Annotated in this window: 6 protein-coding genes; all 6 read right to left on the bottom strand. The window is 72.6% G+C overall.

What is annotated here, in order from left to right; all coding sequences use genetic code 11:
- Positions 1–1,188: a phage baseplate assembly protein V gene (locus tag D7X96_RS29130; protein ID WP_121771249.1), complete on the bottom strand. Its 1,188-nt coding sequence runs from the start codon at positions 1,186–1,188 to the stop codon at positions 1–3.
- Positions 1,185–1,394, bottom strand: coding sequence for a hypothetical protein (locus D7X96_RS29125; RefSeq protein ID WP_120547732.1), 210 nt, complete (start codon positions 1,392–1,394; stop codon positions 1,185–1,187). Before D7X96_RS29125 ends, D7X96_RS29130 begins: the two co-directional genes overlap by 4 nt.
- Positions 1,394–1,735, bottom strand: coding sequence for a hypothetical protein (locus tag D7X96_RS29120; RefSeq protein ID WP_120547733.1), 342 nt, complete (start codon positions 1,733–1,735; stop codon positions 1,394–1,396). Before D7X96_RS29120 ends, D7X96_RS29125 begins: the two co-directional genes overlap by 1 nt.
- Positions 1,736–1,747: 12 nt before the next feature.
- Positions 1,748–9,355 carry a right-handed parallel beta-helix repeat-containing protein gene (locus D7X96_RS41600; protein WP_147468423.1) on the bottom strand — a complete coding sequence of 2,536 codons (7,608 nt, stop codon included), beginning with the start codon at positions 9,353–9,355 and terminating at the stop codon, positions 1,748–1,750.
- Complete coding sequence (locus D7X96_RS29110; RefSeq protein WP_121771247.1) at positions 9,352–13,206, bottom strand: phage tail protein; 3,855 nt, start codon at positions 13,204–13,206, stop codon at positions 9,352–9,354. Before D7X96_RS29110 ends, D7X96_RS41600 begins: the two co-directional genes overlap by 4 nt.
- Before the next feature lie 457 nt (positions 13,207–13,663).
- A partial coding sequence (locus D7X96_RS40095) for a baseplate J/gp47 family protein (protein WP_208647396.1) occupies positions 13,664–15,641 on the bottom strand: 1,978 nt, incomplete at its 5' end.

The raw sequence follows: 15,641 nt of genomic DNA, 5'->3' as shown, positions 1-15,641 counted from the left end.
TCACCCCACTGGCATGCGCTTGACGAAGCCGAAGTAGGACCAGTCCAGCATCGGCGTCATCGAGGCCCAGACGTCCAGCAGCGGCCCGTACGCGGCCACCGTCATCGGGTTCACCGCCTTGAGGATCTGCGCCAGCATCGTGAAGTGGATGGCCAGCCCGTCCCCCAGCACCATGGGCGAGATGGCGGAGAGGCCGCCCACCTGGCACACACCCAGCATCGTGTTGATGGACACGTTGCCCGCCAGCGCGTCGATGGAGACCGCGTTGAGGGAGGGGCCCGGCAGGTCCGGCATCGCCGCGGCCACCTTCACCGCCTTGCCCGCGGCCACGTTCACGTTGCCACCGGACGTGAGGCCATAGCCGCCCACCGCCGTCTCCTGCGACGCGCCGGAGATGATGCGCGTGTGGCTGCCCTGGATGCGGTCCTCGCGCGGGCCGCCCACGATCTCCTTCAGGCCGCTGTCGCCCACCTTGCGCGAGTACCCCGCCACGTCCACCTTCTCCGTCAGCGACCCCGTCACGTGCAGGGACACGTTCCCGCCCACGTCGCGGGTGTGGTCGCCGTCCACCGTCTCGTCCTGCTTGCCCGCGACCTCCAGGCGGTCGTCGCCGTCCACCTCCGCGGAGCGGTTGCCCTCGTTCACCGTGCGCTCGTTGCTGATGAGCCGGTCCAACCCTTCCGAGGAGAGGATGACGCGGTTGCCCTGCCGGTCGTGGATCTCCACGCGCGCGGAGTCCGGCCGGTCATCCAGGACGATGTAGTGGCCCGTGGCGGACTTGAGCATCCGCACGCCCGGCACCGCGGACTGGGGCGGATAGTCGTGCTTGGGAACCTCGCTGGTGTCCGGGGCCACGCGCGCGGTGGAGTCCGGCTGGCCCAGGTCCGCGAGCGCCGGCTGCCCCCACCACATGCCGCTCCAGATGGGCTGGGACAGGTCTCCGCCCTCGAACTCCACCCAGACGCCCGCGCCCACGTCCGGCACCACGAAGAGGCCCTGATCCGGCCCCGCGTACGGCGTGCACGGCATGGCCCAGCCGGTGGCCACGTCCCCCATCAGGCGCGGCACCACGCACTGGATGCGCCCCAGGTTGAGTGGATCCGACACGTTGGTGACGTAGCCCCGGTACTTGCCGAAGTAGCGGTTCTCCGTGCGTTCGATGAGCTGCTGCAGCAGGTGTTCAATCATCGCGCGCTCCCCAGGTCGTCTTCCTCGTCGTACTGACGCACGCCGGAGACGTCCGACAGGTTGATGTAGACGGGTGTGGCGCCGTCCGGCCCGGTGAGGTGGACGACGTCGTCGATGAGCTCCACCACCAGGCCCACGTACACGTGGCCCAGCGTGGTGAAGAGGTAGCAGCGCTGCCCCATGCTGGCTTCGAGCAGCTTGCGCATCACTCCTCCAGCTTCTGCGTCAGCCGCGTGGCCAGCTTCGCGCGCGTGTCCACCCAGAGGCCCACGTCGCGCTGGCGCTCGGAGGCGAGCCTGCGGCGCGCGGCGCGCACCAGGTCCTGGAGCGTCACGGGCACGGCGGGCACTGGCGGCAGGCGGGAGATGCGCACGTCCAGGGCCTGGAGCACCGCGGCGTCCACGTCCAGCTTCGCGCGCGTGCCGGCCAGGTTCTCCAGCGCCGCGGCCTTCGCGTCGGACGCGTCCGGCGTGGCGGAGAGGGTCACTTCGGGCAGCGACGTGCGCTGGAGGGCGACGCGGCCGCTGAGGGCGAAGGGGTCGGGCATGGGGTGTCCTCGTTACGGGTTGAGCTCCACCACGGCGTCGGCTTCCTGGACGTGCACGCCGGAGGTCGTCGCGTTGCCCACGGCCGCCACGCGCGAGCCGCCCAGGATGATGACGGAGTGGGCATACGGATCCGGCGGCGGCTCCGGCGGGAGGGGCACGATGCCCGCGTCCTGCACCGGCTTGGGGCCGGAGGTGGTGCCCGTGTAGAACGAATCCGCCAGCACCTCGTGCAGCACGGAGACGTTGAGGATGCTCTCCTTCACCGTGGCCGCCGCCGAGTCGATGCCGAGCACGCTCTTGTCCACCAGCTGGAGGGCCTTCTTCGGGTCGCCCTCCGCCGCGGCGAGCACGGAGCGCACCTGGCCCTGCACGTCCTCGGGCCTGTCCGCGTGCATGGCGACGCGGTCCACCAGGTCCCGCAGGGCGCTCGTGGGTGAGTCGTCCTTCGTCACCGCGATGCCGTAGAGCGTCCGTGCCGCGATGTTCACGTCCAGGCTCGCGGGCAGCTTCGAGCGGACGTCCTGCATCGTGGGGGCGTCCAGCACGCCCTTGGAGGGGATGCCCACCTGGGGCGGGAGGGGCACCGGTTGGGTGACGAGCTCCGCGAGCAGCGTGGAGAAGGCGTCGCTCGCCACGTCGCGCCGGCGCTGGAGGCCGCCCAGCAGCAGCTGCTGGTCCAGGGGCACGCCCAGGGTGGAGCCTCCGCCCACGGGAATCTGGAGCGTCAGCTTGTCCGCGGGCATCGTCCACTGGGGGCGCAGCACCGGCCGGGGCGGCGTCACCGTCTCCGCGCCCAGCACCACGTTGCCGGTGAACGTCACGGGCGCCCGCTCCACGCGCAGGACGACGACGTTGACCGCGTCCAGGCACTGGCACCGGTTGCCGCTGAACACGGTGGAGTCCGCGCGTCGCAGGTACACCGCGCCCACGCCGCCCTCGCTGCGCAGCTCGTTGCCGGAGATGGCGACGGAGATGACCGCGCCGCCGTTGCCCAACAGCAGCAGCGCGGGCCCGCGCGCGGTGACGTCGTTGCCCTCCACCTGCACGCCGCGCGTCGCCTTCACCACGGGGCGCGGGAGGATGGGGATGGGCCTGCCCAGGAAGTCCACCAGCGGGGGCCGCGGCAGCGCCGCCGACGCCGTGAGGTAGCGCGAGGCCGCCGCGCTGGCGCTCACGGAGGGCGGGAAGTCCGCGGCCGTCACCGTGAGCGCGCGGTTGAGCACCGGCCCCGTCGCGAACTTCTGCTTCAGGGAGCCCAGCTGCACCAGGTCCTCCACGCGAGGCACCGGCGCGAGCGTGGCGATGGCGGACGGCGTGGGCCTGCCTGAGAGACTGCGGCCGTCCGTGCCCGGCTTGGGCACCGGATCCGTGGCGAGGAACGGCACGCGCGACAGCTTCGCGACCAGGTCCACGGGCAGCGTGTCCGTGACGACGAGGACGCCCGCGCCACCGCCTCCCCCGCCCGCGTGCCGCACGGTGTTGCCGCGCACCACCGTCTCGCCCCGCCAGTCGATGGCCACCTCGTGGAGCACCGCCTGCGGCAGCGCGTTGCCGCTCTCCAGGAAGACGTTGCCCTTCACCACCAGCTCGCCGGAGCCCACGAAGGTGGCCACCGCCTGGCCCAGGCCGGGCTCGCCCGCGGTGGGCAGCCCCGCGCACGCGAAGAGGTGGTTGCCGGAGACCACCGTCACGGACAGGTCCGGCAGGAGCCGCAGCCCCGCCACGGCGCAGCCCTCCAGCCGGTTGCCCTCCACGTCCAGCAGCGAGCCCGGGTCGGTGGGCGCCTCCGTCAGCAGGTGCCCCGCGGCCCCCAGGGCGGTGATGCCCGTGACGGTGTCGCGCACGGTGTTGCCCGAGAGCCGCACGCGGCCCTGCACGCCCGACACGAACAGGCCGTCCGCGGGTGATGGGAAGGTGTCGAAGACGGGGTCCACGAGGTCGCCGGGGTCCGGGGCCTCGCCGCGCGCCAGCTGCTCCAGCGACTTGCGCAGCACGTCCAGGATGCCGTCCAGCTTCTGCATGCCGGTGACGACGGCGACGAGCGACGCGGAGACCTTGTCCGCGCGCTGGCGCAGGTACTCCTGGAGCCGGGCGACGCGCGACGCATCGTCCTCGGCCGGGTCCAGGGCCTGCTCCGCGACGCGCAGCAGGACCGCGGCGGCGTCCAGCTCCGCCGTCACCGCGCTGGACTTGAGGACGGCCTCCGCGGCGGTGGTGGCGGGCTCGTCCACCAGCAGGTGCAGGGCCTGGCTCGCGGGCGCGCCGCCGTTGCCGCTGGTGAGCGCGGTGATGGCGTCGCTCACGCGCTGGAGCGCCAGCGTGCGGAACTTCCCCTGGATGCCCACGATGTCCAGCACGCGGTCGTACTGGGAGAGGTAGAGCTGCAGGGAGCCTCTGAGCACCGGCCCCGGCGCCAGGCCGCGCACCGCCAGCACCAGCGCGCCCAGGGCGGAGACCCAGCGCTCCAGCGGCTCCGCCTTCACCGGCACCGGCGGCAGGGGGATGGGCACCGGGAGCACGTCCAGCGTCTGCACGCGGATGCGGTCCAGGAGTCCTCGCGCGATGGCCACCTGCTCCATGCGTTGCTGCGGCTGGGCGATGGCGTTGAGCACCGCCTGGTGCGCCTGCAACGAGAGCGTGGACAGCTCCGCGTCGCCGCTCACCAGTTCGCCCAGCTGCCCCACCGCGGTGCCGAAGGCGCGCAGCTGCTTCTCCACCGTGTCCTCGGACTCGGCGACGAGGCCCGCCGCCTGCCGGTCCAGGTTCGTGGCGTACAGGCCAATGGTGGCGGTGAGCCCCTGCGCCGCGACGCGCTCGCCGTCCTCCGGCGCGACGTCCGTCGGGGGCAGGACGCCGGTGGTGAAGCCCAGCACCTGCTGGAGCGTGGCGCGCATGCGGTCCACCACCGGCTGCACCTGGCCGCCGGTGCGCTCCACGTCGCGGTAATCCGCCTCCACCTGCGTGGCCAGCGCGGGGTTGAGCTGCTGGAGCTGATCCGTCAGGGCATCCTTGGACTGGCGCAGCTGCACGAGCACGTCCGTGTTGGCCTTCGCGCCCCGGGTGCCCGGCTGGAGCGGCAGCTGTTGCAGCGCGGCCTGGGCGAAGGTGCCGATGATGGTCTTCTTGGGCCCCACCGCCTGGCCGATGACGGGCAGCCGCGCGCGCTGCGCCTGCGCCTCGCGCAGCTGGGCCACCTGGCTCAACGCCGCGGCCAGGGTGACGAGCGCGGTCAGGTTGTCCGGTCCGCCCTGCACGCGGGCCAGGGCCTTGAGCAGACCGTCCTGCGTGTCGGAGGGCAGCCCCTGCACCAGCGAGTCGAAGGCGCCCTTGATGCGGTCCGCCACGCTCGCCACGGCCGCCTTGCCGGACACGGTGGCCAGGTCGAACTGCGCCACCATGTCCCACGCCTGCTGGGACACGGGGTCCGGCGCGGTGAAGCTGGACGCGCGAGCCAGCGACGAGCGCACCGCGTGCGAGGTCTGGGTGTGGTCATTGAAGCCCTGGGCGGCGCGCAGATCCGACACGTCGTTCGCCAGCGCGCTGAGGATGGCGTCGGGCACGGTCCCCACGTCCCCCAGCTCCGTCACCACGGTATCGAGCGGGCCGTACAGGCCCCGGCCGATCTTCTGGCGTCCGTCCACGTTCGCGCCCGTGTACCGCAACACCGTGGCGTACATGCCCACCACGGCGCCGTGCACGTCCGCGCGCTCCGGGCGGACGGTGGTGCTGGTGACACTGAGTTGCTGTAGCACCACTGTGATGGGAGGCAGCTTCACCGGCCCTGGCGGCGGCGGGGGCTGCGTCCGCGCCACCGGCGCGTGGACGCCGTCCACCTCGTTGTCCTCCACGGTGATGCCGGAGCCGGACACCACCGCGATGCCCGCCGCGCGCACCTCCGCGTCCGGGAGGCCGGGCGCGGCGTAGGCGTCCGTGCGCCCCACCTGGAGCAGCCGGTTGCCGCGCACCTGCGCCTCGTCCACGCCCGCGAGCACCACCGCGCCCCGGAGCGTCAGCCGCTCCAACCAGCGCAGCGCCGCGTCCAGGGGAGCGCGCACGCGGGTCGTGGCGTTGGCGAGCAGCGCCTCCACCAGCGGCCGGGGCCGGGCCCGCGCGTCCGCGCTCAATACGGCCTCCAGGCCCGGGTCCAGGAGGGACAGCGCCTGCGTGGTGTCCTCCTGCGACGGCACGTCCGCGAGCGCCACCTGTTCGAAGCGGTTCTCCTCCACGCGCAGGCGCCCCACCGCGCCGCCCGTGCCCCAGACGCGCACGGCCGCGTCCCCCAGCGCGCGCACCACGTTGCCCCGGATGCGCACGTCGAAGACGGGCTGAGGGCCGCCCAGCAGGATGCCGAAGCCCGGCGTGGACTCGCCGTCGCCTTCGATGCGGTTGTCCACCACCTCCACGTCCGAGGCGGGACGGCCGTTGGATGCGCCGTCATCCAGGCCGTCCCCCACGACGATGCCCGCCACCACGCCCAGCACCGACGCGGCGGGCACGGCCGGCAGGGAGATCCACGACTCGCGCACGCGCAGCGCCCTACCCGCCAGCTGGATGCCCACCTGGAACAGGCCGTCCGACGCGGCGTTGCGAATCTCGTTCCCCACGACGTCCACGCCGTCGCCCGCGACCTGGATGCCCACGGCCGCGCAGCCGAGGATTTGATTGTCCGCCACCACCACGCGGTCCACCGGCCCCGCGAGTCCCCCTTCCACCAGGTCCTGCACCAGGATGCCCACGTGGAAGCCCTGGATGCGGTTGCCGCGCACCTCCACGCCCGCCAGCCTTCCATCCGCGACGTGGATGCCGGTGGTCGCGTCTCCCAGCGGCTGGAGGCGGTTGTTGGTGATGGCCAGCGAGTCCACGAAGAGGCCCGCGCGAGGGAAGGCCGCGAGGAAGCGCTCCGCGAGGTACGGGGCGTATGGCGCCACCGCGATGCCCGTGGCCGCGCCGACGCGGTTCTCATCGATGACGATGCGCGCGCACGTGCCCGTCACCAGCACGCCCGTCGCTTCCGAGCCGGCCTGGTTCGCCTGGATGAGGCAGCGGCGCAGCGTCACGCCGCTGGAGTCCGCCAGCGTCACCACGCCGTGAGGCAGCGTCGCCAGCGCGTCCAGCAGCGGCTTCGCCTCCGGCACGTCCTCCAGGGGCTGGCCCGGGTGCTGGCGTTGCAGCTTGCGCAGTTGCACCAGCGTGGCCACCACGGAGCCCGCCGCGCGGCCCTGACCGGGGACGAGGATCTTGATGCGGTTGGTGACGACGTCCACGAAGTCGGCTTCGGCGGACGGGTGCTTCACGTCGTCCTCTTCCAGCACGCGGTCGTCGTCCACCTCCACCAGCGGCACGAAGCGCTGGCCGTTCGTCATGGCCACGCTCTTCTTCACGGCCTTCACCGTGGGCTGGAGACCGCCGCCGATGACCACGTCCTCGAAGGGGGCCTCCACGAGTTTGAAGTCCTCGATGCGCAGGTCTCCGTCCAGGCCGCAGCGGTCCACGAAGAAGGCGCCGCCGGAGCCCTGGGTGCGCAGCTCCGTGGCCTCGCCGTCGCCCAGGAGGTGCACGGAGGACAGGTTGCGCAGGAGCACCGGGTGCTCCAGCTTGTAGCGGCCGGCGCGCACGAAGATGGAGCCGCCCTGCCCGCCCAGGCTGTCCACCGCGGCTTGAAGCGCCTCGTCGCCGGTGATGCCTTCGAGCAGGTCCTGGTCCACGTCGCCGAAGCTGCGCACGCCGTCGCCCACCACCACCGTGAAGACGCCCGGGCCGATGACGCGCTCGGAGAGCTCCACCAGCCGGTCGCGCACCTGGGCGAGCGGCAGGTAGCGCGGACGCAGGTCCTCGAACGCGCGTACGGCTCCGCCGGTCACGCGGGCCAGTGGCACGCAGTGGTGCACGGGCCCGTGCACGGGCGCGTCCGTGAGCTGCTCCACCTCGCCGCGAGCCGCGCCGTCCGCCGCGCGCACCCGCACGGTGAAGGACCAGTATTCCGTCGCGCGGCCTTCCGTGTTGGCGAAGGCCAGCGTGATGCCGTCGTCGAAGCGGTAGCGGACGTTGGGCACCAGCAGATCGCCGCCGTCCCAGCGCCGCACCACCGCGCCCTGCTCGGGGCTGAAGGCCCGGCCCAGCGTGCCGCCCACGGGCAGGGGCACGGGGTCGGTGGTGAGCACGGCGCTCGCGTCCGCCAGCTCCAGCTTGCCCGTGTCCGTCTGGACGCCTCGCAGCCTGCGCAGCACTGGCAGGGATGGGCCCTCCGGCTGGAGCCGGGTGACGCGGTCCTCGATGACGACGAGGTCTCCCGCGCGAAGCTTCGCGGCGCTCGCGGGGGAGACCTGGAGCGTCATCGCATCCGCCGCCGCGGGCGCGGTGAGGGGCAGCACCGTGGAGCCGTTGTCGCGCGACCACAGCACCACGGGCCGCGCGCCGCCCCGGAAGAACTCCACGCGGAAGTGGAGGTTGTCGGTGCCCGTGTAGCCCTCGCCCGTGGAGGCGTTCTGCGTGGACAGGCAGCGGTCGCGGCACGGATCCACCGGCTCCGGTGGGAAGCGGTCCGGCAGCGCGCCCTGGGGGATGTTGGTGGTGAGGCGCGCGCCGCTGGTGGGCGTGGGCAGGTCTTCCGCGTCGGTGGCTGACAGGCCCTGGAGCGCGCGCACCTGGGTGACGAGCCGCAGGCGCACGGTGGTGTCCTGCCCGTCCAGCGCGGGCTCCTCCAGGAACGTGTCGTCGTACTGGGTGGTGGTCTGCTCCCAGCAGTCGAGGAAGAGGAAGTGATGTCGGGAGCCGTCCGTGGGCAGCGCCGCCAGCGGAGGTGCCTCCGGCAGGTCCGGCTGCGCGGAGTAGCGCAGGTCCTGCTCCAGGAAGACGCGCACACCGTCGAGCAGCATGCGGCCCGCGCCCGGCAGCGTCCCGTCACCGCCTCGGATGACGACATCCGCGCCCAGCGCCGCGTCCTCCACGCGCAGCGCGCTCACCCACGTGCGCGCCACGGGAGGCAGGCCCAGCACGCCCCAGGCGCGCAGCTTGGACGGGTCCACGGTCGCGAACGCGGAGACAGGGATGCGCACGTCGTTCCAGCCCGTGGGGCGCTGGCCCAGGCCGGTGGGGAGGACGGTCTCGTTGCCGTCCGTGTCGGTGACGACCACCCGCAGGTCGATGAACTCATCATCGGTGGGTGGCCGCTCGAAGCGCAGGCCGATGACGAGCGCGGCGGCGGTGAAGGAGGTGCCGTCCGAGCGCAACACGGCCGTGAGGTCCAACGGCACGGGCAGCGTGCGGCGCAGCGCGATGTGGCCCCGGCTGCGCACCACGAAGGGCAGCGTCTCCGTGTCGTAGCGGTCCAGGCGCAACTCGCGCGGGATGGTGCGCTCGTCGTCCGCGGGCAGTCCCTGCCCCGTCCAGCCGAGCACGTTGCGGATGGGGTCCACGAGGTACGTGTCGACGATACGGAAGCCGTCATCGGGTGAGCCCTCGGCGACGTCGGCGGAGCGGCGGCGCGCGTCCACGGTGCGCAGCCGCACCTCCTCGTTCCAGTCGGCGTCGAGGCTCATGCGCCCCATCTGCTGGTAGACGCCGGAGAATCGCCTCGCTTCGTCGAAGCGGGATCTGGAGGTGTACGCTTTCACGGTCATGGTCGGCTCATCCGCATGAGGTCGTCCTGGCTGCGGTCGGCGTGGAAGGGCGTGATGCCAATGGGCATGCTGTCGTCGGTGCGCTCGTACAGTTCGCGCTCGTGGTCGGAGCGTTCGCCGTGGGCGCCGGGGACTCCGCCGCGCTCGGAGGCGTGGAGCGCGTCGGGGCCGTTGTTGTCGGCCAGGACGAGGTAGCCCGGGTCCGTCTGCCGGTTCGACTGGAAGGACACGGTGTGCACCCGCGACTGGTGCGACACCGGAGGTTGTCCGCCGCGAGCGTGGAGGCAGTAGCGCAGCCAGCCCAGGTCCGGCCGGTCCGTGCGCACCTCGCCCGCGAAGGCGCAGGAGGACGCCTCCAGCACGCCCGCCTCCATGGCGCCCAGCACGGTGCAGTGCCGCAGGCGCACGCTCGCGCCCGCCGCGCGGATGGCGACGGCGTCGCGGTCTCCCGCGTCGAAGGTGCAGCCCGCGGCGATGAGGTGCACCCAGGGTGGCAGCTCGATGATGCCCACCATGCAGCCGTAGAGGCGCAGCTCCACGTCGGCGGGAGGCAGGGAGCGCCGGGCGCTGATGTCCTGGTGCCCACCGCCGGGCATCCACAGGCCCACCTGTCCGGGAGCGCCCAGGTTGCACCAACGCAGGTCCGCCTGCCCCCGAGCGAGCACCAGGTCCAGCCGCCCCGTGAGCCAAAGCCCCGCGAGCCACACGCGAGTGGCCGAGCTGCCACCGAAGCCCGGGTAGAGCGCCAGCGAAAGGCCATGCTCATCCGCGCCGATGCAAGGCACCGCGCCCGTGTCCGCGGCGAACAGGGACAGCCCCGCGTCCAGCCCCTGGGACAGGCGCTCCGGAGCCAGACGCGGAGAACCGATGATCCCCAGCACCGGAGGCGAGATGGAGGGAGCCCCTTCTCCGATGTTCGGGACAACGGGCTGCCCCGGGCCTCCGGCTGTCGGCGGTGGGGGCACGCCGGTAGTGACGCCCAAGGGGCCGCGCCGCGCCTGGCCTTCGGTCGCCGGAGCCGAAGCTGCTCCAGAGCTGGAGCCTCCCGGGACGATCGAACCACCGGGCTGAGCCAGGACACCTGCCACCTGCACCGAAGCCGCGCCGGATTGGATCCCTTGTGCGACGGTCGCGACGATGGGCCGCTCCTGACCACTGGCCGCCAGCACTCCGCCCGCACGCTCCGGGGAGATCCACGCGGTGACGGGGAGGCCCGTGTTGGCGCGGTCTCCAGGTTGGTCCGGTGGGTCGATGAACGGGAAGTCCGGCTCGGCCCACGCGGCGGGAGGACGGCGGTCCGGCGGAAGCAGTCCCGCGCCAATCGAGGCACCCCGCCCTATCCGGGTGGAGACCGTGACACGCCCCACGGGCGCGTCGTCCTGGAGCACGACGCGGCCCAGGCGCGGATCCACCGCGACGATGCCGGAGGCGATGCTCGGAGCAAGCGCCGTCCACGGGCCCAGGCTTCGCTGACGCAGCTTGAACGGATGGCGCCGCAGCCGCCCGGGCACCGAATAGCGCCGAGCACCGCCTGCGACGGAGGCATCCCGCGAGTGGTACGCGCCACCGGGCCGGGAATCGAGCGGCAGAGGCTGGCCCTCGCGAGGCTCGATGAACACGGCGCCGTCGTTGGCGACGTTGAAGCGCAGGAGTTCATCCGGAAGCAGCGCCAGCTCCGGCAGGAAGGCCAGATAGCCGCGCCCGCCCAGCGAGAAGACAACCTCCGAAGCGGGCAGCGGCGCAGGCTCCACGACGAGCACGCGTCCGTCCGCGTACAGCGCTTCCCCCGGAACCGGAGGGTTCGTACCGGCGGACTCCAGCGGCCCCGCGACCCACGCGCCCTCACCTGCTTTGAGCGTCATCCGGCACGGACGCGTCGTGTCCGCCCAGACCAGCGCCTCCACACCCTCGCTGGTGGTCGTCGCCACGAGCACGCCGGGCAGGTTCGCGGTGATGGGCAGTGGGGCCAGCGGACGCCACACCGGACTCGCGGACGCCGGGTCGCAGGACATCACCGGCACGGCCAGCTCACCGGTCACGGCCTCGCCACCCAGGAGCACCAGTCCCTGCGGCGTGCTCAGCAGCGTCGCGGCCTTGCGCTCCTGGCGGTTCCGAACCGCATGGGGCCGCCAAGGTCCACCCGTGACCGGCAGCGACCAGAGGTCTCCGGTGGGAGCACCGCCCAGGTCCCCGCCGAAGACGAAGAGCCGGCCGCCACGCACGCAAAGGCTGGGGGCCAGACGTGCTGCGGGCTGCCGAGGACTCGAAGTGTCCAGCCGCGCTCCCGTCGGCGTCGCGGTGTCCAGGCCCGTGACCGACCACACGCCCAGCTTCCCTGTGCCGTCCGGAGCCACCAGCAACAGCGAGTCTCCAGCGATGGCCAGGGACATGCCCGGACCATCCGGAGGCAGCGCGCCGCCCAGCTCCACGACCTGCCAGGGTGCACCGTCGGCGCTCGCATCGAAGCGGGCCAGGCGCAGGCTGCCATCCGCGAGGTGTTGCTCGATGCGGGCGACCCATGGCGCACCCGCCAGCTCCACGCGGACGGCATTGCTGCGAGGCGGTCCCTGGCGCAGGCCCACGGTGAGCGTGCGCCACGAGCCGTCCACATCGCGAAGACGGGGCTCGCCGCTCAATCGCTCAACGAGCAGCGCCGCGGTGGTGCCGCCCAGGAGCTGGTTCGCTTCGGGAGCGACCGTGACGGTGTTCAGAGCATCCGCGACCAGCTCCGTGGACAGCAGCACCGTGTCCGAGTTCTCCCGAGCAGCGAGCAGTGTCAGCCGCCACGAGTCGCCAGGCGAAGGCCGGCCCCGGTCCGCGAACCGGAGCGTGGGAGCGGGACCCACGGGCGCGGTGGGCAGGGGCCCGCGAAGAAGCGGCAGGGCTTCCGGTCCAACCAACGGAATGCCATCGACGGACACGGTGATGGCGCCCGCGCGTTCGGCGGCATCGGCGTCTTCCGCCAGCGAGGTGGGGGTGAGCAGCATCGCCGCCGTGCGTCCGGTGACAAGCGACGGAGGCGCGGGTTCATGGCGGGCGGTGAGGCCACCGGTGAGGTCCGCGCGCTCCAGCGGCTTGAGCCACACCAGGGGGCCATCGCGGTCCAGCGGGTCCACGCGAAAGCCCCGGTAGCCATTGGGCAGGGCCTGCACGGTGGAAGGAGCGACCTCCTCCAACTCCACGGGCGTCAGGCGAGCCGTGCGGATGAGAGCGACATCCGGACACGCCCAGCCGAGCAGGTCCAGCGTGCGAGGCGAAGCGGCGACACGGCCCGCATCCGCGCTCCCCAGCCGGCGCAGGGCCTGATCCAGCGTCTCACCCGGAGCAACGCCAATGAGCGGGGTCCGCTCCGGGACGCCGTCACGAGGACGCTCGATGCCGGGTGAGCGGCGGGTGAGCGGATCCGCGAGGCCGATGGGATCCCACAACACCGCGCTGCGACCGCGCCACGGCAGCAGGTCATTGAGGTCCTGGGTCTCCAGCAGCGAGCGGAAGGACTCATCCACCTCCGCGTCCCAGAGGCTGGTGACGGAGAGCACCTCCTCCAGCGACGCAAGCGTGCCCTTCCGCCGGCGCCACGCCACCGCGCGAGCCACCACGCCACGCTGCACGCGAGGGTCGTCGGTGAGCAACCGAGCCCCCATGAGTTCCGCGAGCAGCGGCAGTGCCTGGGCCTCCGCGCGCTCCACGAAGTGATCATCCCAGAGCTGTTCCACCGCGCGGCCGAACGCATCCAGCTCCATGCCCAGCACGGCAAGCAGCTTGAGGAACGGCTGGTCCACGATCGTGGAATCCCGAGCCGAGTAGAGGCCGGGCAGCAGCTGGATCAACCGTTGAGAAGGAAGACTCATGGACGCAGCACCTCGCGGGTGCAGCAGCTGTCGTCCCCCTCCGGCGCCACACGGCCAGAACCTGTCCGACAGTCGGACAGGTTTCCGAAGCCCAGCCGAAGCGGAGGCATCCCCCAGCCACGAAGGCTGACGCGCCAGGCCAGGTCGGCCCAAGGCTGTCCAAACCTGTCGGACAGTCGGACAGGTTTTGGAAGAGCGCCGCCCAGGGGGAGCCCCGACCGGGCTCTCATCCGTTCGCCCAGGAGGTCGGAGTCCGCATCCCAGGTCCTGCGGCAGCGCCCTGTCCCGTGCGTGGGGTTCTCCTCAGGATGCTCAAACCTGTCCGACAGTCGGACAGGTTCGTGGAGTCCGCCTCCGCCAGGGCATCCACGCGGAGCTCTCCCATCCTCGTCCCGGGGGACTGACTCCCTGTCCCGGGGCGTGGAACGACGACCGGCCAGGCGCATTGACGCGGGGCTCATAGGTCCTGGGCCTCCTCGTAGGTGAGCGCGACGCCGTCGCTTTCGCCGGACGGCGGGGCCCATGCGAGCAGCTCTCCAGGAGCGGTGGCGATGCGCTCGAAGAGGGACGGCGGAGTGCCTTCACGATGCAGCCGCTGCACCACCACCGAGCGCAGCCCGCTGATCCCCGCGAGCGCCCCGTAGACGTCCGACAACTGCAGGTCCTGTCCCAGCTCCACCCGGTCCGGATCCAACAGCCCCAGCTCGCGCTCCGGGTCCCGGTCCACGCCCAGCCGCAGGCGCGTCTCCTGGAGCACCGCGACCGGATCCGCGCCCTTCACCACGCGCAGCAGCACCCGCAGCCGTACGTCCACGCGCTGCCGGTTGGTCAGGTGCAGCTCCACTCCCGGCGCGACCCTCGCCGCCAGATGCGCGTGCAGCGCCTCCAGGTCGGACGTCCCCAGTGCCGTTCCCTCCGGCCCCGCCACCACCACCTTCAACGAACGGCGACGCACGCCATCCCGGAACACGTTCGCGCGGTGCACGCCGTCGAACACCCGCGTCAACGCCAGCACGTCCGGCAGCGACACCGCCCGGTCCATCGCGCCCACCGTCGCGGGCCCCCGCACGCGCGCCAGCCCGGGTGCCTCCGGATCCGTCCCACCACTCAGCGGCAGCGGATTGAAGGTCTTCTCCACGCAGGGATGCGGGGTCGCCATCGCCAGCAGCCGCAGCGCGGCCCGGTTCCCATCGGTCCCCCGCCCCACCCGGTAGCGGACCCGCACCTCCGCGCCCAGGGGCAACGCTGAACCGTGGTCCTCGCCGCCAAAGCGCAGCCGCGCGGCACCGGCCGGTAGGGACTCCACCGCGAAGGCCAGCTCATCTGGAGCGGCATCCAGCAGCGAGTCCACCGGATGCCACGCACGTCCCCCCACCGTCAGGGACACCTCCGGCCGGCGGCCTCCCGCGCGGCTCGGGTCTCGCAGCCACGTCACCGGCCCATGCAGCAGCGGCGCCGTGCGCAAGTCCCACGCGGGCACGGCGACCTCCTCCACCGTGGAGCCCTCGCTGACGAGCGTGTTGTTGCCCAGCAGCACCACGCCGTCCAAGGCGTACGCGCGCGACAGCGGCGGCTGGAACGTCACCTGCGTCATCGGCGTGCGCTGACCGGGCGGAACCTCCAATCGGACGCGCAGCACACGCAGCGCCTCGCGGTAGATCCGCTCCGTGCCCTTCGCGCCGCCGGGGCCCAGCCGCTCCACGTCCTCGGCGAGCACGAACCAGTCTCCTGGCCGCACCGGAGGCTCCTGCGACGTGAGCCCGGACGCATCCGTCAACGGCAGCAGATAGAGGCTGTCCGTGCCGGACGCCGCCACGCCCAGGGGACGCGCCACGCCCGCCTCCGCGCCAAAGGCGAGGTCCGCCCGGTTCAGCGCCTCGCTGCCCTTCAAGAGGACCAGCTGATCCCGCGCCTCCTGGATGAGGCTGTTCACGAAGGCATCCAGGAACGTGACCATCCGGTCCAGCCGGACCGCGTGCACGGTGGGGTCCTCGTCCGCGCAGGGGGCCAGCGCCTCCTCCAGCGCGGCCAGGGCCTCCGCCTGCCGCTTCTGCAGATTCCGAAGCTGGCGGGCGAGGATCTCCTGCGACTCGGACAGCGCGCCGACAGGGCGGCCCGGCGGAGGCACCGCCTGCGCGACGACCTTCTGCGCTTCGCACAGCTGTTCGCAGAGCGCGTCCAGCGTGCTCTTGCACGCTGCGTCTCCGCCCAGGTCCAGCGTCTTCATCAGCGACGCCAGCTTGCGAGCATCCTGCTTCGCGCGAGCCACCCGCCGCTCCTCCAGCGGACCATGGCGCTGCACCTCGATGCGATCCTGAAGCCCCGCGACCACCGAGCCGGGCCCGAAGATGCCGCCCGAAGGTGCGGGCGCCCCAGGCTCGCCCGCCTCACTGGAGGGAGCACCGGTCCCTCCACCCGCGCCCCCCGTCCCCGTG

The sequence above is a fragment of the Corallococcus interemptor genome, assembly GCF_003668875.1.
GTDB lineage: Bacteria > Myxococcota > Myxococcia > Myxococcales > Myxococcaceae > Corallococcus > Corallococcus interemptor.
Note: the sequence above shows the minus strand (reverse complement) of the source record. Positions and strands in the feature narration are given on the sequence as shown.